We start from the raw sequence: 24,273 nt of genomic DNA, 5'->3' as shown, positions 1-24,273 counted from the left end.
CCTCCTTGGCCGTCCCCATACCGTTTACGCTACCGACAGGCGCTGGGCCTGGACGGTGGTCACCGCAATGACGTTGACGATATCTTGCTCACTGCAGCCTCGCGACAGGTCGTTGGCAGGCCGCGACAGTCCCTGCAGCAGCGGCCCGATGGCCTCGGCCCCGCCGATGCGTTCCGCCAGCTTGTAGCCGATGTTGCCTGCCTCAAGGTCTGGAAAGATCAGCACATTGGCATTGCCCTTGACCTTGGACTCCGGCAACTTGCGCTCGGCGATCTCCGCCACGATGGCAGCATCGAGCTGCACGTCTTCATCGATGGCCAGGCTCGGGCGCGCCTGCTTGACCCGACGCGCCGCCTCGACAACCTTGTCCACCGCCGCATGATGGGCACTGCCACTGGTAGAAAAGGACAGCATCGCTACCCTGGCCGGCTCATCCAGCAGGGCTTCGGCGCTATCGGCAGCCGCCATGGCGATCTCGGACAGCGCCCCGGCATCCGGGTCCACCACCAAGCCGCAGTCAGAGAAGATCATGCCGCCCTTGAGGCTGTGGAACTCCTTGCACAGCATCATCAAGAAGAAGCTGGATACCAGGGTGGCGCCAGGGGCCATGCCGATCAACTGGATCGCGGCGCGAACCACATCGGCGGTGGTGTGGACGGCACCAGCCACGCTGCCGTCGGCAAGCCCGGCGCGCACCATCAGGTTGGCAAAGATCAACGGATCCCGCGCCCGTGTGGCGGCATCCTCAGGGGTCATGCCCTTCGCCCCTCGCAGCTCCAGCAGTAGCGCCACCAGGCGCTCGGTGTGCTCGGAATCCGCGGGGTCAATCAGCTCTATCGCATCCAGCTCAAGCCCTTCGGCTTCGGCCCGGGACTGGATGACCTTATGCTCGCCCACCAGCTGAATGCGCGCGTAGCCTGCTGCGCTCGCTGTCAGGGCGGCCCTCAGCACTCGGGGGTCATCGCCTTCGCACAAGACGATGCGTTTCGGGTCCTGCCGGGCCATCTCACGAATATGGTTCAGCGCTTTCATCGCAACCGCTCTCCCAGGGGTAAAGGGGTCGACAGACTCGGTCGTGGCGCATCACGAACATGAAAAAAAGCCCTGGCACCAGGCCAGGGCAATGTCGTCATACCGGACGAGAGAGTCTTGCTTGGCGATCAGACTCCAGGGTCCGCCGCCTCCGGTATCAGACGTAGTCCTGGTACTTCTCGAGCAGACGGACCGGCTTCTTCAAGGCGTCGCGGCGGAAGGGGTCGCCCAGCTCGCGGGTACACATGATCTCGATGATGCAGGTCTTGCCTTCATTCATCTGCATGTCGACCGCTTTCTTCAGGGCCGGGCCTACATCTTCCAGGCGATCCACGGTGATACCCTCGGCGCCCATGGCGCGGCCGATCTCGGCAAAGCTCTCGTTGTCGAGCTCACCGGCGACAAAGCGACGGTTATAGAAGTCGACCTGGTTCTTCTTCTCGGCACCCCACTGGCGGTTGTGGAACACCACGGCGGTCACCGGAATACCGTGACGCACGGCGGTCATGGTTTCCATCAGACTCATGCCCCAGGCGCCGTCACCGGCGTAGGCAATGGCCGGACGATGAGGCGCAGCGGTCTTGGCTCCGATGATAGTGGGCAGCGCATAGCCGCAGTTACCAAAACTCATGGGGGCAAAGAAGCTGCGTGGCTTCTCGAAGCGCAGGTAGCTGTGGGCCACCGAGTTGATGTTGCCGATGTCGGTGGAAACCATGACATCTTCCGGCATGGCCTTTTCCAGCTCACGCAGGACCTGACGCGGATGCAGATACTCGCCGCCGGAGAAAGGCTTCTCGTCCTTGGCTTCTTCGATGGCATCCAGGCTGAACGGATCACGCTCGTGGGTCCACTCGTCGAGCTCTTTCTCCCAGGCTTCCTTCTCGGCCTTGATCTTGGCCAGGCGCTCGTCCTTGGACGCATCGCAGGCCAGGTTGCGGCCTTCAAGGCGCTGGCTCAGCTCGATGGCAGCAGCCTTGGCATCGCCGCAAATGCCCACGGAGATCTTCTTCACCAGCCCCAGCATCTTGTGATCGGCATCGACCTGAATGATCTTGGCGTCCTTGGGCCAGTAGTCCATGCCATGCTGCGGCAAGGTGCCGAACGGGCCAAGGCGAGTGCCGAGGGCCAGCACCACGTCAGCCTGGGAGATCAGCTTCATGCCTGCCTTGGAGCCCTGATACCCGAGCGGACCACACCACTGCGGATGACTGGCCGGGAAGGAGTCGTTGTGCTGGTAGCTGTTGACCACCGGTGCGCCAAGACGCTCGGCCAGGGCCTTGCACTGTTCCACCGCGTCGGCCATGACCACACCGCCACCGGAGACGATTACCGGGAACTTGGCCTCGGCCAGCAGTGCAGCCGCCTCGTCCAGCGACTGGGCGCCACCGGGACCGCGGTCGATACGCCGGGGCTCGGGAATCTCGGCCTCGATCTCGCCATAGAAATAGTCCCGCGGAATATTCAGCTGGGTCGGGCCAATTTCGGCCATGGCGCGATCGAAGCAGCGACCGGTGTACTCGGCCATGCGCGCAGGATGGGTCACATGGCCCTGGTACTTGGTGAACTCCTGGAACATCGGCAGCTGGTTGCACTCCTGGAATCCGCCCAGGCCGATACCGGTGGTGCCGGTTTCCGGGGTGATCATGACCACCGGGCTATGTGCCCAGTAAGCCGCCGCGATGCCCGTCACGCAGTTGGAAATACCGGGACCGTTCTGGCCGATGACCACGCCGTGGCGTCCAGAAACGCGAGCATAGCCGTCAGCCATATGGGCGGCACCCTGCTCGTGCACCACCGGAACCAGACGGATCCCGGCCGGGGCAAAGATATCCATGGCGTCCATGAAGGCCGAGCCCATGATGCCGAACATGTCGGTCACGTCGTTGGCAACGAGGGTTTCGACGAAGGCTTCCGAGGGCGTCATCTTCTGCTTGCCCTTCACAACCTGGCGGTTTTGGGTGTTGTCGTTGTGACTCATGGAGCTCCTCCAGGGAACAGAATGGGTGCTGGCGGCCTTGGCGGCCTGTGTCTTGGCTCGAGGCTCTGGATAGCCAAATCAAGCTTTTCGATACGATAAGTTCCGTTTTCTAGAACTTGAGGCAAAGGTAGCCGCCGAGTGGTGAGGAGTCAACACGAATTTCAAAAAACGGTACGAATTGCGTTCTTTTCAGAAACAGATAAACTTCACGGCATAGGGAGGCCAGCCATGACCACACTCGGCGTCGACACGCGCATCATTGAAGGCGATACCCCGGCTCAGCGCCTGCTGGCACTGCTCGAGGTCATCGCGGAAAAAGACCAGTACTTCACTCTGCAAAGCCTGGTAGATGAAACAGGTCTGCCCAAGCCGACGCTGCATCGCATGCTTCAGCAGCTGGAGAACTCCGGCATGTTGCAGCGGGAGGCAGACAACCGTCACTACAGCAAGGGCTCTCGCCTACGCCGTCTGGCCGAAACGCTGCTGCTGAACGACACGGTCCAGGGGGCTCGCCACGGGGTGCTGGCCGAGCTGGTAAGGGAGGTGGGAGAAAGCTGTAACATCACCGCCTTGTCCGGCAGCGAGGTGCTCTACCTGGATCGCGTCGAGACCTCTGCACCGCTGCGTTTCTACCTGCATCCAGGTTCACGAGTGCCGGCCCACTGCTCTGCCAGCGGCAAGCTGTTTCTGGCCCAGATGGGCGCATCCCAGCGACGGCGTCTGCTGGCCGATGCCACCCTGGAGGCCTTCACCCGTAACACCCTGACGGACATCGATGCCATCGAAGCCGAAATCGAACAGGTCAAGCGTGACGGCTACGCCTTCGATGATGAGGAGTTTCTTCCAGGTCTGCTGTGCATCGCGGTGCTTGCCCCGAACCCGGCCGGGGTCTCCAATGTGGGATTGGCCATTCAGGCCCCGGTCATGCGTATGGACCGCCAGCGTGCTCTGGACTGCCTTCCCGCCCTGGAGCGCGCCGCCGCCGCCATTGCCCGCATCAATCAGGGCGCCTTGCCGGAGTCGGACGCCACCGGCGAGGACACCACAGAGCACCGACAACCGATAGCCTGATGGTGAGCGAAGTCGGCTTTGGACAAGCCCGCCAGCAAGACGCTGGACACCCTAGATGGTGCCCAGCGTTGTGGGGCTAAGGCGTCAGTTGAAGAAGAAACTGACACAGCGAACAAAGCTGCTGCCGCCGCCGGTCACGCAGCGATGGCGAATCCAGCGATCGCGCTTGGACAAGCCTTCGTAACGGGTCCACTGCCAGTACCCTGAAGCAAGATGCCAGGTATGCAAGTGCCTCCAGTTGCCGAAGGCATTCTTGTAATAGTGCAGGGTGGCTGCCGGTCCGTGGCATGCGCTGGTGACGCCGACAGAGTTGCGGCGCTTGTGATTGGAAGTCCAGCGATCCCGGTGATAGTAATGGGCAGCGGGATCGCACCACCACCAGGTATTACTGGGAAACGACACCGTTTCGCAGTTGTGGTTGCGAAACAGGTCATAGCCATCCCCGGGCACGCAGTAGGCCTGCCCGGGGCCGCCCCCCGAGGAGGGGCCGGCCCGGGCGATGTCCGGCGCAATCCCCAGTTCATCCAGGTCCACCTCGATGGCGTCCTCGACCCTCTCCACCGTGCGATGCTTGAACGCCTTGCGCTCTACCGCAGGATTCAGCTCCAGCAGCATGTCGGGTACCGGGGCATCCTTGGGGGCAAGTCGCAGATAAAGTTCCAGGGCCGTCACGTCCCTCTCGGCAGCGAAGGTCGCGCCGGTGGCACGGTCGAGCTGTCCCAGCTCGCGCATGCCTACTTCAGGTTCCTTGCTGTCACCGCGCACCCCGACAAACTCGATGGTGTTGCCGTTACTCAGCTCGACACGAGCCAGCGGCATGACGTCGGGTGATGCGCCGACCAGCGGCGCTCCGTCAGGTCCCAGCCCTGCGGCCGCCAGATCTTCAGGCGGCGTTGCTCCCTGCAGGCCCTGTTCGCCCGACGATGTCTGCTCGCCCATCTTGGCCAGCAGCCTTGTCGCCTGCTCAGGGTTTCGCCGTCCCCACTCCACCCATTGTCGTTCCAGCGCCTCCCACGACGGATCGCCATGGTCACAGGCGCATGTCAGTGTCTCGTTCATGATCGACATCCTCGATCTGATGCGTCCACTTCATCGGCATCGTCATGCTTTTCAGCGGTGCCGACGATCCTGGTCTTGCGCAGGCCAAAGGAGGAATACGCACCAAGCGAAAAGGACGAGCTCTTCGGGCCATCGCCATCGCAATGTGGGTGACGCTTGTGGGGCCGCCGCTGGACTCACGCTCATTCCCGCTCAACCCCGCTCATCCCCCTCCACGGCCTCATTGAGCATGATCAAAGTTTGCTTTGGTCGCCAGCCGCACCCTGCCCAGTGCCCGGCCCCGAACGGCGAAGCAGCTGATAACTGGACGGAAATCCCTGCTAGACCGATAGGCAGAATAAAAAGCACGGGATGGAATAACCGTGCCTGAATCACTGCGCACGGTCGGTCGCCATGGGCCTCTGTGGTGCCTGTGGCCACTGGTCGTCGACCCGCTTTGACCGTATGCTGTGAAGAATAATGAGCACCGGAGCATCGTCGACCGGTGCCGCTACCGCGGGCTCCCTGCGCCCCGGCTTGTTCAACGCCCACTCAAAGGATGTGCCTCATGCCTGGCCTGCTCCCAGACGTCGATCCCGATGGCCTGCTGGAATTTTCCGTGGTCTACACCGACCGCGCCCTGAACCATATGTCGCAGAGTTTTCAAGGCGTGATGCGCGACATCTCGACCACCTTGAAACAGGTATACAACGCGCATAGCGCCGTGATTGTGCCCGGTAGCGGGACCTTCGGCATGGAAGCGGTGGCACGCCAGTTTGCCCAGAACCGCAGCGCTCTGGTGCTCCGCAATGGCTGGTTCAGCTATCGCTGGCATCAGATCCTGGAGATGGGCAACATCCCGGCAGAGCTCAACGTGCAAAAGGCCCGCCGCCTCGACGACAACGACCCTACCTCACCGTTTGCACCGGCCCCGATCGAAGATGTCGAGCAAGCCATCGAGCGGATGCAGCCCGATATCGTCTTCGCACCACACGTGGAAACATCATCAGGCATGATCCTGCCGGATGACTACATTCGACGCGTCGCCGACGCGGTGCACGCCTACGGCGGCCTGATGGTGCTGGACTGCATCGCCTCTGGAACGGTGTGGGTGGATATGGAAGCCACCGGGGTCGACCTGCTCATCAGCGCGCCTCAAAAGGGCTGGAGTGGCTCCCCCTGCTGCGCCATGGTCATGCTCTCTGCCCAGGCGCGGGAAATCATCGAGGAGACCCAGAGCACCAGCTTTGCGGCAGACCTGAAGAAATGGCTGACCATCATGGAGGCCTACGAAAAAGGCGGCCATGCCTACCACGCCACCATGCCGACGGACAGCCTGCGAGGCCTGCGCGAGATCATGCGCGAGACCGACGCCTATGGCTACGACAAGGTCAAGCAAGAACAGTGGGCCCTGGGCAAGAGCGTTCGCGCGCTGCTGGCCGAGTATGGTTTCAAGAGTGTTGCTGCCAACGGCTTCGAGGCTCCCGGCGTCGTCGTCTGCTATCACGATGACCCGGCCCTGGTCAGTAAATTTGCCGGCGCTGGCCTTCAGGTAGCGGCTGGCGTGCCTCTGATGTGCGATGAAGGCGACGACTTCCAGACCTTCCGTATCGGCCTGTTTGGCCTCGACAAGCTGCACCGGCCCGAGCGCAGCATCGCCAGCCTGCGGCAGGCCCTCGACAGCATCAAGGGATAGGGCTTGGCCCACGGGTCAGCCATCGCTCATCTTTTGGCTTTCCCGACAGGACAACGCAAGAGGGCAACGTAATAGGGCAACGCAAGAGGGCAACGTAATAGGGCAACGCAAGAGGGCAACGTAATAGGGCAACGCAAGAGGGCGACGCCGCCGCGTCGCCCTCTTGATGCTGCTCTCTATTGTGCTCACTGCGGTCTTGCACGGGTCGACTCTCAGCCGATCAACGACAGGATGATGCGCTCGCCGTAGCCCCACAGCAGTACTGTCATGCCAAGCAGCGCTTCCAGCACCAGCACACCGACGGCGAGGGTGGTGCTCGAGACCACGAAGCCTTCCTTCCGGCTGATGTCGAGAAAGGAGGGAATCCCCAGATACAGCAGATAGGCGGTGTAACACAGGCCAATCACCCCGGCCAACAGACACAGCCAGATGATCGGATAGACCGCGACGATACCGCTCAGGAACATCGGTGTCGCCACATAGCCGGCAAAGATGATGCACTGGCTTTGGCTTGGGGTCTTGGGAAAGCGCTTGGCCGAGTAGCGTATCGTCTTGCCGACGATGTACACCGCCGCCAGTATCACGATGTAGAACGCGATACCCGCCCCCAACGCATCCAGGTAACTGAGCTTGATGGTGGTCCCACCTCCAAGACTCCAACCCACCTGCGTCGTACCAATGTACGAACAGATCACCGGTATGGCGGCCAGCAACAGGACGTGATGCGCATACAGATGCGTTATCGTCTCCCTCTCTTCTTTGATCTGTCTCCATTCGCGATTCGGATGGGCCATCAATCCCCAGACATGTGTCAGCATACTGACTCCCCCCTGCTACCGCTGAAATGAGCCCCGGCATCGGTGCTCGATCCACGGGTCTCCGTTGTCCATAACTTGCAGTATAGAACCGAATTTTCGGTTCGCTACCCGATCAACGGTACATCCTGTACACATACTGTACAAGTTGTGGCTAATATTTTTCTTCTTCCATCAACGACAATGCCCCGCATCACTGATGTGATGCGGGGCATTGAGACGTACATAAGGACCGGTGTCAGCCCTTGGCTCAGAGGATCGCTCTAGCCAGCCAGCGAGGTCCACATGGGCGTGCTGGGCATCAGCGTGGCGTCCAGTGACATCATCAGACTCAGCGCCGTGATGGTCAGGATCGAGATGCCGAACACCTGCCTGGCCCAGCGCACGTTGTCGTCCGTGCGGTAGCCCTTGGCCGCGATATACAGCCAATAGACCCCCAGCACCAGTGCCACGATGAAGTAGCCAGGCCCGGCATAGCCGGCAAGACTCAACGACAGCGCCGCGCCGATGAACGCCAGGATATAGCCAAGAATGTGGTGCTTGGCTGTGCCGATACCGCGAACTACCGGCAGTACCGGAATATTGGCCGCCTTGTAGTCTTCCATGCGGAAGATCGCAATCGCATAGGAATGCGGCATCTGCCACAGGCTGAAGATCACCAGCAGCGTCAGGGCGCCGGTATCGAAGCTACCGGTCACCGCGCAGTAGCCCACGACCGGTGGTACGGCCCCGGACAGGCTGCCGACCAGGGTGCCGAATTCCGAATTACGCTTCATGTAGAGGCTGTACGCTCCTACATAGATAACGAAGCCGAAAGCGGCAAGACCGACCGTCAGCGCATTGGTCCCCAACGCCAGCAGGCCGAACCCGGCCAGACCCAGCAAGGTGGCAAAACGCAGCGTGGCCGCCTCGCTCACCCGCCCCTGAACCAGGGGTCGGGTGCGGGTGCGCTCCATCAAGGCGTCGATGTCCTTGTCGATAACGTTGTTGTAGGCACAGCCCGAGGCAATGACCAGGGCCAGGCCCAGCAACGCTGACAGAAACACCACCACATCGAACTGGCCCTGGGCGGCCAGGAAGTAGCCGCCCAGTACCGAGATCACGTTGCCGCCGATAATGCCCGGCTTGGTGATCGTGAGGTAGTCCTTAAGAGTGTCCCTGAACATCATGGGTGTCGGCGTCAGCCGATCATCATGTTGTGATGCAGGTGGTACATGATCCATAGGGAACCTCCGATGACCAGAACCAGGATCGCCACGGTGAAGACGAAGGACATGAAGTTCCAGCCTTCATCGGCCTTGGTGTTCATGTGCATGAACAGCACGAGCTGCACCAGCACCTGAGCCACCGCGGTACCGACGATCAGGATCAGGGTCGCCCCGGTGTCGAAAGCACCGGTCATCACCGCCCCGAAGGGGATGATAGTCAGCACGATGGACAGGATCAGGCCAATCACATAGGACTTGACGCTGCCATGGCTGTGATGGTCGTTGGCGTGTCCGCTCATATCACAGGACTCCCATCAGGTAGACGAAGGAGAAGACGCAGATCCAGACGATATCCAGGAAGTGCCAGAACAGGCTCAAGCACATGATGCGCGGGCGCACCATATCGTCGAGACCGCGCTGCTTCACCTGAATCAGCATCACCAGAATCCAGATCAGACCAAAGGTCACGTGCAGACCGTGGGTACCGACCAGGGTGAAGAAGGCGGACAGGAAGCCCGACCGATCAGGACCGTAGCCGATATGGATCAGGTGAGCGAACTCGTAGATCTCCATGCCTACGAAGGCCGCGCCCAGCAGGAAGGTGATCCCCAGCCACTTCAGCACTTTCTGGGTCTGGTTGGCGTTCATGGCCAGTACGGCCATGCCGTACGTGAAGCTCGAGAACAGCAGCAGGAAGGTTTCGACCAGAATGAACGGGAGTTCGAAGATCTCGCCCGGCGTCGGACCATCCGCCGTGCCCCGAAGGAGCACGGCATAAGTGGCGAACAGTGATCCGAAGATCACCAGGTCGCTCATCAGGTAGACCCAGAAACCGAAGACCTTGGTGCCCGCGGCATCGTGATGATCGTGGTCGTGATCATGGTCATGCCCGGAGGCATGACCTTGCTGATTGAGTGTATCGGTAGCCATGGTTATGCCTGCATCTCCACACGGTTCTGGTGTTCGCGCTCAATACGCTCGACTTCCGCAGCGGGCACGTAATAGTCGACGTCAGTGTTGAAGACACGCGCGATGAAGGTAGCGAACATGCCCAGTGCGGCCACGATGGCCAGCCACCAGATATGCCACACCAGAGCGAAGCCGAAGACCGCGGAAATCAGACCGATCACCGGACCTTCCCAGGTGTACTTGGGCATGTGAATGTCCTTGTACGGCCCTTTGGACACGCCAGCCTTGCCACCGTTGGCCTGCTTCTGGTTCCAGAAGTCATCGATGTCCTTGATCTCCGGCAGATGCGCGAAGTTGTAGAACGGCGCCGGAGAGGAAGTTGCCCACTCCAGGGTACGCGCGTCCCAAGGATCCCCGGTGACGTCCTGGTTCTTCTTGCGATCACGGATGCTGACGTAGAACTGGATCACGGTGCAGGCAATGCCACACAGGATCAGCACGGCGCCGACCCAGGCGATGATCATCCAGGGCTGCCAGGCACCATTGTCATAGGACTGCATGCGACGCACGGCGCCGAAGAAGCTCAGCACGTACAGCGGCATGAAGGCGACATAGAAGCCGGTAATCCAGAACCAGAAGGAGCGCTTGCCCCACTTCTCGTCGAGCATGAAGCCGAAGGCCTTCGGGAACCAGTAGGTCAGACCCGCCAGCATACCGAACACCACGCCACCGATGATGACGTTGTGGAAGTGCGCGATAACGAAAAGGCTGTTGTGCAGCACAAAGTTGGCCGCAGGCACCGACAGCATCACACCGGTCATGCCACCCAGGGTAAAGGTGATGATGAAGCCGATGGTCCACAGCACCGGGGAGGTGAACTCCAGGCGACCGCGGTACATGGTGAACAGCCAGTTGAACACCTTCACCCCTGTGGGGATGGCGATGATCATCGTCATGATGCCAAAGAAGGCGTTGACGTTGGCCCCTGCTCCCATGGTGAAGAAGTGGTGCAGCCAAACGATGAACGACAGGAAGGTGATGGCGATGGTTGCCCACACCATGGTGCCGTATCCAAACAGACGCTTGCGCGCAAAGGTCGCGATCACCTCGGAGAACACACCGAAGGCCGGCAGGATAAGGATGTACACCTCAGGATGGCCCCAGGCCCAGATGAGGTTGACGTACATCATCATGTTGCCGCCAAAGTCGTTCGTGAAGAAGTGCGTCCCCAGGTAACGATCCAGCGTCAGCATCGCGATGGTGGCGGTCAGAATCGGGAAAGACGCGATGATCAGCACGTTGGCGCACAGCGACGTCCAGGTGAAGATGGGCATACGGAACAGGGTCATGCCCTTGGTACGCATCTTCAGGATGGTGACGAAGAAGTTGATGCCCGTCAGGGTCGTGCCGATCCCGGATATCTGCAATGCCCATATCCAGTAATCCACGCCGACGCTTGGACTGTACTCTATCCCCGATAATGGCGCGTAGGCCAACCACCCGGTCGCGGCAAACTCACCCACCACCAGCGATACGTTGACCAGAATGACGCCGGCAACGAACAGCCAGAAGCTGAGGTTGTTCAGGAACGGGAAGGCCACGTCGCGAGCACCGATCTGCAGCGGCACCACCAGGTTCATCAGGCCGATGACCATGGGCATGGCGACGAAGAAGATCATGATCACACCATGCGCGGTGAAGATCTGATCATAGTGGTCAGGCGGTAGATACCCCTCGGCCCCGGCAGATGCCATGGCCAGCTGGGTCCGCATCATGATGGCGTCGGCGAAGCCGCGAATCAGCATCACCAGGGCCACCAGGAAATACATGATGCCCAGTTTCTTGTGGTCGACGGAGGTGATCCATTCGCGCCACAGATAGCCCCACTTCTTGAAGTAGGTCAGACCGCCCACGACGGCAATGCCGCCCAGAGCAATACCGATCGCCACCACCATGATGATGGGTTCCTGGATCGGAATCGAATCTAACGTCAGTTTTCCAAACATGATTTACTCCGCTGCCTCCGCGCTGCTGGACTCACCATGCGACTCGCCATGGGACTCGTCCTCATCGCCGTGACCACCTGCGCCATGACCATGAACAACGCCGCCGTAGGTCTCGACGAACTCGGCGTGCTTGCCGCCCGCCAGGAAGCTCTTGATGATGCGCTCGTAGAGCGCCGGGGTGATCTCGGAGAAGTACTCGACCTCGTTGTCCTCGCTGGGCGTGGCCAGGTCGTAGTATTCCTCTGGGAAGGTCAGCGTCTGAGAGGATGAACGTACCTTCTCGACCCACTCCTCGAAGTCTGCTTCAGAGCCCACGTGGGCATCGAAGGTCATCCCGGAGAAACCTGCACCACTGTAGTTGGTGGAGCGGCCGGGGTAGACGCCCTGCTCTTCGGCGATCAGGTGGACATCGTTATCCATACCCGCCATGGCATAGATCTGACTGCCCAGGCGCGGAATGAAGAAGGCATTCATCACCGAACCCGACGTCACCCGGAAGCGCACGGGGGTATCTTCGGGGAAGGCCAGCTCATTGACCGTGGCAATGCCCTGCTCCGGATAGATGAACAGCCATTTCCAGTCCAGCGATACTGCCTGGATTTCCATGGGTTCATTCTGACCTTCCTTGGCCTCAAGGGTCTTGTGCGGGTCGAGGCTATGGGAGGTGTACCAGGTCAGCAGCGCCAGGAAGACGATGATGACGCAGGGAATAAACCAGACGATGGCCTCAATCTTGGTGGAATGAGCCCAGTCCGGTGAATAGGTGGCATCGGTGTTGCCACGGCGGTAACGCCAGGCAAACCAAAGAGTGAGTACGATGACCGGAATCACCACGATCTGCATCAGACCGAAGGCGGTGAGGATCAAGGTACGCTGTTCACGGCCGATCTCCCCTTTCGGGTCGAGCAGCGCCGACTCACAGCCCGCCAACAGCAGGGGCAGCGCCAGCAACAGCACTAGGCCGAGCACGCGCAGGTACGACTTTCTTCTCATGTAGCAACCTCGTCAGGGCGGCGGAAGACCATAGGTAGCGAGCCCAGGCTCGCAGGACATGCAGGCCCGACGAGGAGAGACATTGCATGCATCTTTCACAAAAGCTGCATGAAATGTGCCGATCCGCAATCGAAACCCGCAGAAACTCGCGCTCCCCACTCATCCGAGTACCACGACACGAGATCGTTACGAGGACAAAAAAGGAGATGGAACGCGACCGGTGCGTATTGTCGACAGCAGAGCCCGACTTGAGAAGCGACGATTTGCCGCAGGGTGTCGCACCTTTCCTTGATGCAGTTCAGGGTCATGTCTCGAGGCCACGGCCTTCGGGCCATAGCTTTGACGAAGATCACAGAGGATGCGACCTCACGTCACAGGCCTCAAGGTGCCCGCGTAGGAAGGCGAGGGAAAACGCGCGCAAGCAGGCGAGAGAGAAGGCGAGTGAGAAGCCGAGAGCCAAGGCCAGCGAGGGCGAGAGAGAAAGGCTGCCACGAAGACCAACGCGCGTGACCGCAAGGTGCCGTGCAAGTGACAGCGGAAAGGCGTTAATGGTTCCACCACGGCGGACAGCTGTCATCAGGGAGGCCATCTGACGGGACCCGCTGTCCGATGCCCTTTGGCCCTGACTCTTACCTCTGCCTTTAACCCTACCTTTCCCCCTACCCTTACCCTCACTCTTGCACTCGCACTCGCACTCGCACTCGCACTCGTAGTCGCACTCGTACTGGGTACTGGGTACTGGGTACTGGGTACTGGGTACTGGGTACTGGGTACTGGGTACTGGGTACTGGGTACTGGGTACTGGGTACTGGGTACTGGGTACTGGGTACTTGCCGAGTGCCACCTGCGGCACACTAAGCCGGCAACTACCAGTCCCAAGACTGGCGGCAGCGGGTGCCGTTGGCTGACAAAGCCGTCGACGCTGCGTGGTGGAGCATGGAGGATCAGCGCGGGCTGTCGACTCGCGCCGCGATCTCCGGGGATGCCGACGCTGCGGCAGCAGCTTCCCCGTGGGTGACGATGATATCGGCATCGGACAACGTCCCGAAGAAAGCCGGGCGCAGAACGCCCCACTTGCTGTCATCGAACACTAGAATGCGCTGGGCCGCCGTCTCGATGGCCGCCTGCTTGGGAATGATTTCATGAAAGTGAAAGCAGCTGAGCCCCCGCTCGAGGTGCACGCCGGCGGCCGACAGAAAGGCGCGATTGATGCCTAGGCTGCGTATCTGGCGGGCCACATCCTCACCATCGAAGGATTGCGAGACGCCCTGATAGAGCCCTCCCAGCAGAATCAGCCTGACGCTGTCGAGGTGGCTGACCGCGTTGGCCACGTTCAAGGCATAGGTGACCACGGTCAGATGGCGGCGTTGCCCCAGCTCGGCCACCATAGGTACCAAGGTGGTGCCACAGTCAATAAACAGGGTATCGCCATCCTGGACGTAGCTGCTGGCACGCTGGCACAGCCGGGTCTTGATATCGACACCGCGATCCCGCTGGGTCTCCAGGTCGTATACGGGAGAGAAGTGCGGATCGTCACGACGCACCAGATGCCCGCCCATCAACATCAAGGGGCTGCCCTTGGAGGAGACGTCTCGACGCAACGTCATTTCCGAAACGCCACACAGCATGGCCGCATCGGCCAAGCGAAGGCTTCCACCGCCAGCCAGCGCCTGCAGCAAGCGCTCCTGCCGTTGCACACTTCGTTGATTCATTACGTTTGCCCCCGCGCGGACCGTCATCGTGCCCTTCTGTTATGGTTTTTCAATAAGCATGCACTGAACTACAGGGTTCAGCCAGCGATCGGCGTTGAAGAAAACGCCACTGCACAAATGTTAATTTTCTCACATTAAATGTTAACATGATCCCATTGACAGCCAGATCGCTGCAGCGGCGCCTGGCCAATCCATCATCATGCATCGCGAACTTCTGGACTCAGGTGCGGCAAGCGGTGACCCAGGTCATTTCTTCGCCGCCATGGCAATGGCATGCCAGGGCCCTTCAGGGTACTCATGACCTGCATCTGTCTCAGCGGCAAACCCACGCCCGTGACGGCCGGTGCGATGATCTACTCTCTATGGAAGGCTCGAGAGTTAGGACAACGACCGCTCCTTTCCATCGCGCTGTCCAAGTCACATTTTCCAAGGCGTAAACACCTATGACATTGCTCATGAGCCTGGTCGGCATGGTCACGCTGATTGCCATCGCCATTGCGTTCTCCCACAACCGTCGTGCCATCCGGCTGAGAACCGTCGGTGGCGCTTTCCTTATCCAGGCAGGCCTCGGTGCCTTCGTGCTGTATGTCCCTGTGGGTCAGAAGGTGCTGAAGACGGTATCCGACGCCGTTAGCCAGGTGGTGTTGTACGCCAATGACGGCATCGCCTTCCTGTTCGGCGGGCTCGCCAACGTGGACAGCGTGGGCTTCGTGTTCGCGGTCAAGGTGCTGCCGGTCATCATCTTCTTCTCGTCATTGACCGCGGTTCTCTACTATCTCGGCATCATGCAGTGGGTCGTCCGGCTACTGGGCGGTGCGCTGCAGAAGCTCTTGGGCACCTCACGCACTGAGTCGCTGTCCGCTACCGCCAATATCTTTGTCGGCCAGACGGAAGCGCCGCTGGTGGTCCGCCCCTTCATTGCCCACATGACAACGTCTCAGCTGTTTGCCGTCATGTGCGGTGGACTGGCCTCGGTCGCGGGCTCCGTGCTCGCCGGCTATGCCGCGCTTGGCATTCCAATGGAATACCTGGTGGCCGCCTCCTTCATGGCCGCCCCAGGCGGCCTGCTGTTTGCCAAGCTGATCATGCCCGAGACAGATCCCAATGCGGACAAGGCGGACAGCGTGTCCGACGTCATCGAAGAAGACGACAAGCCCGCCAACGTGCTTGACGCTGCTGCCGGTGGTGCCTCGTCCGGCTTGCAGCTGGCCGCCAACGTGGGGGCCATGCTGCTGGCCTTCATCGGCTTGATTGCCCTGCTCAACGGCATCCTGGGTGGTGTCGGTGGCTGGTTCGGGATGAGCAGTCTGAGCCTCGAGATGATCCTTGGCTGGCTGTTCTCTCCGCTGGCCTTCCTGCTGGGAATTCCCTGGGAGGAAGCGACGCTGGCAGGCTCCTTCATCGGCCAGAAGCTGGTGGTCAACGAGTTCGTTGCCTTCATCAACCTCGCGCCATACATCGACGGCGAGCAAATGGTCGCTGCCACCGGCGAGGCCATGAGTGCCCACACGGCGGCGGTACTGTCCTTCGCGTTGTGCGGTTTCGCCAACCTGTCCTCCATCGCCATTCTGCTAGGGGGCCTGGGCAGCATCGCGCCCAGTCGGCGGCACGATATCGCCCGCCTGGGCCTGAAGGCCGTCCTCGCCGGCACCCTCTCCAACCTGATGTCGGCCTGCATCGCCGGCTTCTTCATGACGTTGGGCGCCTGACGCCTGACGGATCCTCTCCCTTCATTCATGCCCCGACCGCCGCGATGGCGGTCCTGGTGGCTTCAGGAGCACGTTTTCATGTCCACCCCGACCTTCAATCCCCATCTTGTTGCCCGTCAAGCCCTTTCCCTGATGGACCTGACCAGCCTGAATGATGACGATACCGATGCCGTCGTCGAAGCCCTGTGCCAGCGTGCCAAGACGCCACTGGGCAATGTGGCAGCGGTCTGCGTCTACCCCCAGTTCGTGGTGCCGGCACGCCGCGCCCTGACTGCCCACAACCTCAGCGGGCAGGTCAAGATTGCTACCGTGACCAACTTTCCTCATGGCGGTGACGACATCATGGCGGCTGCACGCGCCACACGCGAAGCCGTCGCCTCAGGCGCTGACGAAGTGGACGTGGTCTTTCCCTACCGCGCGCTGTTGGCCGGCGACGACGCGATCGGCCAGGAACTGGTGGAAATGTGCAAGGCGGCCGCCAGTGACCGCACCCTCAAGGTCATCCTCGAGACCGGTGAACTGAAGGACCCGGCCCTGATTCGCCGAGCCAGCGAGCAGGCCATCGCCGGCGGAGCCGACTTCCTCAAGACATCGACGGGCAAGGTCACCGTGAACGCTACGCCTGAAGCTGCCAAGGTCATGCTTGAAGCGATCCGTAGCGCCGACCGCCCGGTAGGCTTCAAGGCCGCTGGCGGTGTACGCACCGTAGAAGACGCCGCCGTCTACCTGGACCTCGCCGCGGACATCATGGGCCCGGGTTGGGCGACCCCGCAGACCTTCCGCTTCGGCGCATCAGGCCTGCTCGACAACCTGATGATGACCGCCGGGGTTGGCGTCGATGACGGAGGCCAGGCTGGGGGCTACTGATGCTGCTACAAGACATCATCGCGGCCAAGCGAGATGGACAGACTCTGTCGCGGGAGGCGATCCGGCACTTCGTGATGGCGATCGCTGACGACAGCGCCGGCAACGAGCAGATTGGCGCCTTCGCCATGGCGACCTACCTCAACGGCATGTCACTGGACGAAACCGTTGCCCTCACCGAAGCGACCCGTGACTCGGGGAGTCGTCTCGATTACCGCAGCCTGGACCTTCCGGGCCCGGTACTCGACAAGCACTCCACTGGCGGCGTCGGGGATCCCGTGTCGCTGATTCTCGGGCCCTGGCTGGCCGCCTGTGGCGCCCACGTGCCGATGATCTCCGGCCGAGGTCTGGGCCACACCGGCGGCACCCTGGACAAGCTGGAGGCCATTGGCGGCTATAACGTCACGCCTGAGCGAGCGACCTTCGAGCGCCTGCTGAAGGACGTTGGGGTCGTCATCGTCGGCCAGAGCGGAGACCTGGCGCCGGCCGACAAGCGCCTGTATGCCGTGCGCGACGTGACCGCCACCGTCTCTTCGCTGCCGCTGATCGTCGCCTCGATCCTCGGCAAGAAGCTCGCCGAGAACCTTGACGGCCTGGTCATGGACGTCAAGATCGGCAACGGGGCCTTTCTGGAGAGCGATGCACACACCCGGCAACTCGCCAGTACCATCGCGGACGTCGCTCGCCAGGCAGGGACGCCGACCACCGCGCTGCTGACCGACATGAATCAGACCCTCGCCGAGAGCGCAGGCAACGCCATCGAAGTGCACGAATGCCTGGCGATCCTGCGTGGCGAACGTCGCGACTCGCGCCTGCTTCAGCTGACGCGCAGGCTGGCGGTAGAAACCCTGTTGGTGGGCGGCATCGCCAAGGACCGGGAAACCGCCGCGGCACGCTTGGATGCCTGTCTGGCCAACGGTCAGGTGGCTGAGCGCTTCGAGCGCATGGTGGCGGGCCTCGGCGGCCCATCAGACCTGCTCTCGCAGGCGCCAGCGCATCTTGTTGGTGCCCCCGTGGTGCGTGACGTCTTTGCCCAGCAACCGGGCGTGGTCAGCGCCCAGGACGTCAAGGCGATTGGCATGGCCGTCGTTGCGCTGGGGGGTGGCCGTCGCCGAGCAGGCGATGCCATCGACCATCGCGTCGGTATTGACCAGATCGCCGGCATCGGCCAGGCCGTCGATCATCATCGCCCGGTGGCCAGAATCCACGCCGCCAGTGATGATGATGCACAGCGGGTGGCCGCGCAGCTGCGTGACGCCTTCACCGTCGCCGACCAGGCCCCCGCGTTGCCACTGGTCCATGACACCTTGCCCGACCCTTCCCTGGCAGGAGACATCCGATGACACGCGCTATCGTGCTGGTAATGGATTCCTTCGGTATCGGTGCGGCGCCCGACGCCGATCGTTTTGGCGACGCAGGCGCCGACACCCTGGGCCACATCGCCAGGGCTTGCGCCAGAGGCGAGGCCGACGACAGGGGGCGCACTGGCCCGCTCATGCTTCCCCACCTGGCTCGTCTGGGGCTGTTCCATGCGCATCAGGAAGCCACCGGCGAGGTTGCCGAGGGGATCACGTTGGGAGACGTCGATGGTGCCTACGCCCACGCCGCAGAGGTCTCCTCCGGCAAGGACACTCCCTCCGGCCACTGGGAAATTGCGGGAGTACCGGTGCGCTTCGACTGGGGTTACTTTCCCGACCACAGCAACAGCTTCCCCGAGGACTTGCTTGACGCCTTGATCAGCGAGGCCGGCCTTCCCGGTATACTCGGCAACTGTCACGCGTCAGGCACCGAGATCATTGCCCGGCTGGGGGAGCAACACTGCGAGAGCGGCAAACCCATCGTCTACACCTCCGCCGACAGCGTGTTTCAGATTGCCGCCCACGAGCATCACTTTGGCCTGGAGCGCTTGCTTGAGCTGTGTGAAACGGCGAGGCGTCTCCTCGAGCCGTACAACATCGGCCGGGTGATCGCGCGGCCTTTCGTCGGCCAGGATGCAGCCAGTTTCCAGCGCACCGGCAATCGCCGCGACTACAGCGTCGAGCCCCCCTCTCCCACCGTGTTGTCAAAGCTGCACGACAGCGGCGGGGAGGTCGTCGCCATCGGCAAGATCGCCGACATCTACGCCCACTGTGGCATCAGCCGTCTGGTCAAGGCCTCGGGACATGACGCCTTGATGGCCGCCACCCTGGCGGCCATGGATGAGCCCACCAGCGCCGACGATCGACGGCTGATCATGACCAACTTCGTCGACTTCGACATGGTCTATGGCCACCGCCGCGACGTATCCGGCTATGCTGCTGCCCTGGAAGCCTTCGACCGTCAGTTGCCGGAGCTGCTCTCCCGACTGACGGAGGATGACCTGCTGGTGATCACTGCCGACCATGGCTGCGACCCGAGCTGGCATGGCACGGATCACACTCGCGAGTACATCCCGGTGCTGAGCCGCGGCGCGGGCCTGAGGTCGGGTTCGCTGGGTCGTCGTCACAGCTTTGCCGACATTGGTCAAAGCCTGGCCGACCATTTTGGTCTGGCTCCCATGGACGACGGTGACAGCTTTTTGCCAAACCGCTAGCGCCGCGGTCCAGCTGATCCGCGCCGCCAGCTCGACTCCGCACCAGCGGGCGTCATCCCGCTGGCGACGCCGCTTCGACAGTACAAGGAATCCTGATGGCTACTCCCCATATCAAGGCCGAACCCGGTGATTTCGCCGACACCGTATTGATGCCTGGCGACCCGCTGCGCGCACGCTACATCGCCGAGACCTATCTGGAAGACATCCGCCTGGTCAACGATGTGCGCAACATGTACGGCTACACCGGACGCTACCAGGGCCGCGACATCTCTGTCATGGGCCACGGCATGGGCATCCCGTCGGTATCGATCTATGCCAAGGAGCTGATCACCGAGTTCGGTGCCAAACGCCTGATCAGGGTCGGCTCCTGCGGAGCCGTTCGCGATGACGTCAAGGTCAGGGACCTGATCATTGGCCTGGGCGGCAGTACCGACTCCGGCGTCAACCGCTCGCGCTTTCGCGGGCTGGACTTTGCCGCCATTGCGGACTTCGAGCTGACTCGTGCTGCGGTCGACACGGCCGCACGTCACGGGGTACCAGTGAAGGTCGGTAACATCTTTTCAGCGGATCTGTTCTACCACCCCGATCCGGCGCTGATCGACTGCCTGCGTAACTTCGGCATCGTCGGTGTCGAGATGGAAGCCGCCGGTCTTTACGGCGTCGCCGCCGAATTCGGCGCCCGAGCCATGACGATCTGCACCGTTTCCGATCACATCGTCAATGGTGACAGCCTGTCCAGCGACGAGCGGGCCACCAGCTTCGATGACATGATGCGCATTGCCCTGGACGCCGTGCTCGAGGACGATCGCCGCCACGCCCCTCAGGAGACACACTCATGACGGATCACGCCCCAGAAGCCGCCGTCCCCACCGACATTGTCGCGGCACTTATCGAAGTGCGGGGACGCGCCTACGTCCCGTATTCCGACCATCCGGTGGGTGCCCTGCTGATCACTCAAGCCGGCAACCGCTATGTCGGCGCCAACGTCGAAGTGGCCCACTACAAGGGACTCTGCGCCGAAGCATCCGCTATTGCCGCCATGATTTCCGCAGGCGAAACCCGGCTGCAAGAGGTCTATGTCATTGGACCTGGGTCACACCTGTGTACGCCCTGCGGCGACTGCCGCCAGCGGCTGCGGGAATTTGCTTCTCCCCAGACTGTCATTCGCGTGGTGGATGCCGATGGTCAGCTGCTCAAGCGCTATACCATGGATGAGCTGCTGCCCGACTCCTTCGGCCCGGAAAATCTCGGCAAGGGCTCCGCTTACGGGAGCTGACAACCGCCGCCATTGGGCTCTGCATCAGCCACTCGAACGGATATCCAGACCAAAAAAAGGGCCACTCCAGGTGGCCCCAATCACTAGCTTGCTGAAAGTCACGTCAGGCTTGATGCAGTAGCTTCACCTCTCTTGCACTTCACGTCTCTTGAACTTCACCTGTCTTGAGCTTCATCTCTCCTGCAATGCAGTTTTCTGCCCAATCCGGTAACACCATCGTAGTTTCCAGGGGCGCACTGGGCGGTCGACCTGCACGCCACCCACGCTACGCCTGAGCCACACCTACACCACACCTAAACCACACCTAAACCACACCTAAATTACGCCACCTTCTCCTTGCCGAAGCGCTTTTTCAGATACGCCACGATGTCCATGGACTCGTAAAGCCAGGTTTCGCTGCCATCATCACCGGTGATCAGCAGGCACGGCACCTGAACCTTGCCGCCGCCTTCCTTCAGCGCCTTGCGATGAGCGGGATCCGCCCCCGCATCTCGGATATCAACCTGGACGCCAAGCTTGTCGAGTTCACGCCGTACAAAGGCGCAAAACGGGCAATGGGCAAAGTGGTAGAGCGCGAGATCCTTGGCAATCGTCATGTCTTATCCCTCTGGTGGTGCGCTAGGCACACTGTTATCACCGGACGACCTCCCCGTGTGGCGACGTCTCGTCAACCGGTCAGGAAGCCATCAGTATCAAGTGGTGCAGGCGACGCCGCGTCCCTGTTGCTGGACCTTGCCGCCGCCCGACTTGTTACCTTAGTGTCACCGACTGACGCATCCTGACAGCCACTTTACGCCCCTGGATGGGGATGCACGCCCCGGCACACTGGGAAACCCAGCGAGTCGTCGGCGCAGGCATTCATGCAGTGCTTCCCAAGAAGTGAACACAGCCATGTCGAGTGCAACACACCAAAAAGGGGCGAGGGCTATTGCCCTTCGCCCCCCTTGTCGTCTAGCCCAGGTCTTACGCGGGGTCCGGCGACGCTCCCGTGGCACTGGTCTGATGCTGCGGATCGGCCACTCCGGCTTGGCCCGGACGTCGACCGCTGGCATCACTCTGGGTGCCTGAGGTAGCGCCTTGATAGTCCGCCTCGCCCTCTCGGGTAGAACCATCCAGACGACCGCCCCCGCGACCTTCCATGCTGACGCTGATGCGTGGCGCACCAAGCTCGATGCCTACCTGCTCCATGCGACGCTTCAGCAGCATGTTGAAAGCACGCGCCACATCCCACTGCATCTCCGGGGAGGTCCGAAAACGCATCCGCAGGATCGCACAGCCATCCTCAAAGCGGTCGATACCCTGCATTTCCAGAGGTGACCAGATGTGGTGACGCATGATCGGATCCTGACGCAGGTCCCGCGCCGTTTCCTGCATCATGGTAGTGGCATCGTCGATCTTCATGTCGAAGGGAATGCGGATCTTCATCAACGCCACGCCAAACTGGCGTGACATGTTATGGATCGACTCGATCTTCGAGAAGGTGAGGATATGAACAATACCGTCTAGATCGCGCAGACGAACGGTGCGCAGGGTCAGCCCCTCCACCGTGCCCATATGACCATTGATGCGAACAAAGTCGTCTACCGCCAGGGAGTCCTCCACCAGAATGAAGATGCCGGTAATCAGATCCTGGACCAGGGTCTGGGCACCAAAACCCAGCGCCAGGCCGATGACCCCGGCACCCGCCAGCAGCGGTGTGACGTTGACCCCCAGGTTGGCCAGTCCAACGATGGAGGCAATTACCACGATCGTCGCGAAGACGACATTGCGAATCATCGGCGTAATGGTCTGAGCCCTCGCCTGGTTGACCCGACGTCCTCGCGACCGTGCCGATGACATCAGCGACCGCTGAATCGCAGTATCGGCGAATATCCACGCCAGCCAGGCCAGCAATACGGTGAAGGCAATCGCCAGGATGGCCTGACCGATGCGCACGCTGGCCACCCCCTCGCGACCGATGCCCACCAGGGAGCCGCCCCAGACCTGCAGCGACAGCTCGGCAAACACCAGCCAGGCCAACACGTGTCCCAGGGTATAGGCAAAACGTTCCAGCCGGCGCCGGTACTCACTGTGGTGGCGGTGGCGTCCGCGGGAGTGGTCGTGTCGTTCGTTCTGCCGTCGCAGCAGCGCCGTCACCACCAGCGTCAGTACCAGCAAGGCGGCGTTGATGATCGATCGCGCCAGCGCCGTTCCCACGTCTCCCACGGTCACGAAAATCGCTACCAGCGACGCGCCGACAAGCAGCAAGGCCGGGATATGCCACAGTCGACCGATGACCCGCGTCACCTCGGTGTGGCTGTTGCAGTCCTTGCGAATGCTGTAACTGCGGTTGCGAATAAGGTGCTTGATCGGGCGCTTGAAACGCACGATGAAGCGGAAGGTCAATGCGGTGGCCAGAATGTTGGCCAGCACCGAGGCCAACGATGCCAGATCGAAGCCCAGCAACTCCACCAGGCGTTCAGACTTGAAGGCATCACCCAGGGCGATCAGGGCGCCAATCACAAACAGCGGACGCAGCGCGTGCTGCTGCAGCAGGCGCACCGCAGGATAGCGATGGCCGCTGGTAAACACCGACACCACAATTTCTACCACCACCGATAGAATGCGCCCACACAGGGCCGCATAGGCCACCACCGATACGCCCGTGGCTGCCGCACTTTCCGGGACGAGCTGCAGCACCCCCAGAATCGACAGGAACCCCAGCGCCCAGGGCAACATGCGTCGCAGAAAGTGCGCTGCCAGCAGCCACGCCTTGGGGTCTCGTGGGAGGTCCATGGGCCACCCGCGACGACGACCGACCAACCGACCCAACGCCACCAGGATGATGACGATGCCCCCCCAGGTGGCCATCAACACACTGAACTCGACCGCAAAGCGCGCCAGGTCACTGTGCTCGGTGCCACTGACCAGGCCGTCGATATCCTGCCAGCCCTCGAAGAACTTGGCGCGCCACTGGACCATGGGCGACCTGGCGCTTTCGGCCTCTTCCCCCAGCTCATTGAAGGTATCGGCCAGCGCTCCCAACAGCCCCTGCGAGTTGCCCTGCGCCTCTACCTCTGCCTGACCTGCCTGCCGCAAGGAGCGCAGGCTGTCGACCAGCTGCTGGCGGCTCTGATCGCTCTCCAGCGTCTGGATCAAGGTATCGAGAGAGCGCTGCAGCTCCTCGGGAGAGGCTTCCTGGGCGGCACCACCATTACCGCTATTGCCGGCCAAGGCCGTCAGTCCGACACCTTGCGCCGACGCCTGAATAGGCACAAAACAGAGTAATAGAAGCGCGAGGAAGCTAACCCCTTGAAACACGTACCACCTCTTTTGCCTGAACCGAACCATTCGTGCTCCTCGCCACGTACGAATCGATGCCTTCGCGGATGAACCTTGACCGCCTGTGGTAGTC

General features: G+C 61.5%; 20 protein-coding genes. 8 read left to right on the top strand and 12 right to left on the bottom strand.

The window, feature by feature from the left end:
* Nucleotides 1–24: 24 nt before the first annotated feature.
* Nucleotides 25–1,032, bottom strand: a complete 1,008-nt coding sequence (pta, locus tag KUV86_RS04475; RefSeq protein WP_206942823.1) for a phosphate acetyltransferase — start codon at nucleotides 1,030–1,032, stop codon at nucleotides 25–27.
* A 157-nt stretch (nucleotides 1,033–1,189) separates the two neighbouring features.
* Nucleotides 1,190–3,010 (bottom strand): sulfoacetaldehyde acetyltransferase, encoded by a 1,821-nt coding sequence (gene xsc, locus KUV86_RS04470; protein ID WP_242520864.1) that lies wholly within the window; start codon nucleotides 3,008–3,010, stop codon nucleotides 1,190–1,192.
* Between the two features lie 228 nt (nucleotides 3,011–3,238).
* Here xsc and KUV86_RS04465 point away from each other — a divergent pair, with 228 nt between their 5' ends.
* The gene (locus KUV86_RS04465; protein WP_206942826.1) at nucleotides 3,239–4,081 is read left to right on the top strand and encodes an IclR family transcriptional regulator; all 843 of its coding nucleotides are present in this window, start codon (nucleotides 3,239–3,241) and stop codon (nucleotides 4,079–4,081) included.
* 84 nt (nucleotides 4,082–4,165) lie between these two features.
* Here KUV86_RS04465 and KUV86_RS04460 read toward each other — a convergent pair whose 3' ends face one another.
* A complete protein-coding gene (locus KUV86_RS04460; RefSeq protein WP_206942828.1) occupies nucleotides 4,166–5,140 on the bottom strand; it encodes a hypothetical protein in 975 nt (324 codons plus the stop codon).
* A gap of 547 nt (nucleotides 5,141–5,687) precedes the next feature.
* On the opposite strand from KUV86_RS04460, the gene KUV86_RS04455 reads away from it, so the two are divergent.
* Nucleotides 5,688–6,815, top strand: coding sequence for an aminotransferase class V-fold PLP-dependent enzyme (locus tag KUV86_RS04455; protein WP_206942829.1), 1,128 nt, complete (start codon nucleotides 5,688–5,690; stop codon nucleotides 6,813–6,815).
* A gap of 212 nt (nucleotides 6,816–7,027) precedes the next feature.
* Here the strand turns inward: KUV86_RS04455 and KUV86_RS04450 are convergent, their stop codons facing one another.
* From KUV86_RS04450 to KUV86_RS04420, 7 genes are all read right to left on the bottom strand, one after another.
* Nucleotides 7,028–7,633: a Yip1 family protein gene (locus tag KUV86_RS04450; protein WP_206942832.1), complete on the bottom strand. Its 606-nt coding sequence runs from the start codon at nucleotides 7,631–7,633 to the stop codon at nucleotides 7,028–7,030.
* Between the two features lie 260 nt (nucleotides 7,634–7,893).
* Nucleotides 7,894–8,853: a heme o synthase gene (gene cyoE, locus KUV86_RS04445; RefSeq protein ID WP_206942833.1), complete on the bottom strand. Its 960-nt coding sequence runs from the start codon at nucleotides 8,851–8,853 to the stop codon at nucleotides 7,894–7,896.
* On the bottom strand, nucleotides 8,811–9,137 hold the full coding sequence (gene cyoD / locus KUV86_RS04440; RefSeq protein ID WP_206942834.1) for a cytochrome o ubiquinol oxidase subunit IV: 327 nt from the start codon (nucleotides 9,135–9,137) through the stop codon (nucleotides 8,811–8,813). The genes cyoE and cyoD overlap by 43 nt, the downstream gene beginning before the upstream one ends.
* A 1-nt stretch (nucleotide 9,138) precedes the next feature.
* The gene (gene cyoC / locus KUV86_RS04435) at nucleotides 9,139–9,768 is read right to left on the bottom strand and encodes a cytochrome o ubiquinol oxidase subunit III (protein ID WP_206942836.1); all 630 of its coding nucleotides are present in this window, start codon (nucleotides 9,766–9,768) and stop codon (nucleotides 9,139–9,141) included.
* 2 nt (nucleotides 9,769–9,770) lie between these two features.
* Entirely contained in the window at nucleotides 9,771–11,753 is a 1,983-nt protein-coding gene (gene cyoB / locus KUV86_RS04430; protein WP_206942838.1) for a cytochrome o ubiquinol oxidase subunit I, read from the bottom strand.
* 3 nt (nucleotides 11,754–11,756) lie between these two features.
* Nucleotides 11,757–12,746: a ubiquinol oxidase subunit II gene (gene cyoA, locus KUV86_RS04425; RefSeq protein ID WP_206942840.1), complete on the bottom strand. Its 990-nt coding sequence runs from the start codon at nucleotides 12,744–12,746 to the stop codon at nucleotides 11,757–11,759.
* A gap of 944 nt (nucleotides 12,747–13,690) precedes the next feature.
* Nucleotides 13,691–14,458 carry a DeoR/GlpR family DNA-binding transcription regulator gene (locus KUV86_RS04420; RefSeq protein WP_206942842.1) on the bottom strand — a complete coding sequence of 256 codons (768 nt, stop codon included), beginning with the start codon at nucleotides 14,456–14,458 and terminating at the stop codon, nucleotides 13,691–13,693.
* Nucleotides 14,459–14,901: 443 nt separating this feature from the next.
* Between KUV86_RS04420 and KUV86_RS04415 the strand changes: the two genes are divergently transcribed.
* From KUV86_RS04415 to cdd, 6 genes are all read left to right on the top strand, one after another.
* Nucleotides 14,902–16,167 carry a NupC/NupG family nucleoside CNT transporter gene (locus KUV86_RS04415; RefSeq protein WP_206942844.1) on the top strand — a complete coding sequence of 422 codons (1,266 nt, stop codon included), beginning with the start codon at nucleotides 14,902–14,904 and terminating at the stop codon, nucleotides 16,165–16,167.
* 78 nt (nucleotides 16,168–16,245) lie between these two features.
* The gene (deoC, locus tag KUV86_RS04410; RefSeq protein ID WP_206942846.1) at nucleotides 16,246–17,034 is read left to right on the top strand and encodes a deoxyribose-phosphate aldolase; all 789 of its coding nucleotides are present in this window, start codon (nucleotides 16,246–16,248) and stop codon (nucleotides 17,032–17,034) included.
* On the top strand, nucleotides 17,034–18,374 hold the full coding sequence (gene deoA / locus KUV86_RS04405) for a thymidine phosphorylase (protein ID WP_222483755.1): 1,341 nt from the start codon (nucleotides 17,034–17,036) through the stop codon (nucleotides 18,372–18,374). The genes deoC and deoA overlap by 1 nt, the downstream gene beginning before the upstream one ends.
* The gene (locus KUV86_RS04400; protein WP_222483754.1) at nucleotides 18,371–19,603 is read left to right on the top strand and encodes a phosphopentomutase; all 1,233 of its coding nucleotides are present in this window, start codon (nucleotides 18,371–18,373) and stop codon (nucleotides 19,601–19,603) included. Before deoA ends, KUV86_RS04400 begins: the two co-directional genes overlap by 4 nt.
* Before the next feature lie 95 nt (nucleotides 19,604–19,698).
* Entirely contained in the window at nucleotides 19,699–20,442 is a 744-nt protein-coding gene (gene deoD / locus KUV86_RS04395; RefSeq protein ID WP_206942852.1) for a purine-nucleoside phosphorylase, read from the top strand.
* Nucleotides 20,439–20,879: a cytidine deaminase gene (gene cdd / locus KUV86_RS04390; RefSeq protein WP_222483753.1), complete on the top strand. Its 441-nt coding sequence runs from the start codon at nucleotides 20,439–20,441 to the stop codon at nucleotides 20,877–20,879. Before deoD ends, cdd begins: the two co-directional genes overlap by 4 nt.
* A 320-nt stretch (nucleotides 20,880–21,199) precedes the next feature.
* Here the strand turns inward: cdd and KUV86_RS04385 are convergent, their stop codons facing one another.
* Nucleotides 21,200–21,475 (bottom strand): glutaredoxin family protein, encoded by a 276-nt coding sequence (locus KUV86_RS04385; RefSeq protein WP_222161975.1) that lies wholly within the window; start codon nucleotides 21,473–21,475, stop codon nucleotides 21,200–21,202.
* Between the two features lie 367 nt (nucleotides 21,476–21,842).
* Nucleotides 21,843–24,209, bottom strand: coding sequence for a mechanosensitive ion channel family protein (locus KUV86_RS04380; RefSeq protein ID WP_206942858.1), 2,367 nt, complete (start codon nucleotides 24,207–24,209; stop codon nucleotides 21,843–21,845).
* Nucleotides 24,210–24,273 lie beyond the last annotated feature (64 nt).

The sequence above is a fragment of the Halomonas sp. DP8Y7-3 genome (assembly GCF_019801675.1).
In the GTDB taxonomy this organism is placed as follows: domain Bacteria; phylum Pseudomonadota; class Gammaproteobacteria; order Pseudomonadales; family Halomonadaceae; genus Halomonas; species Halomonas litopenaei_A.
Note: the sequence above shows the minus strand (reverse complement) of the source record. Positions and strands in the feature narration are given on the sequence as shown.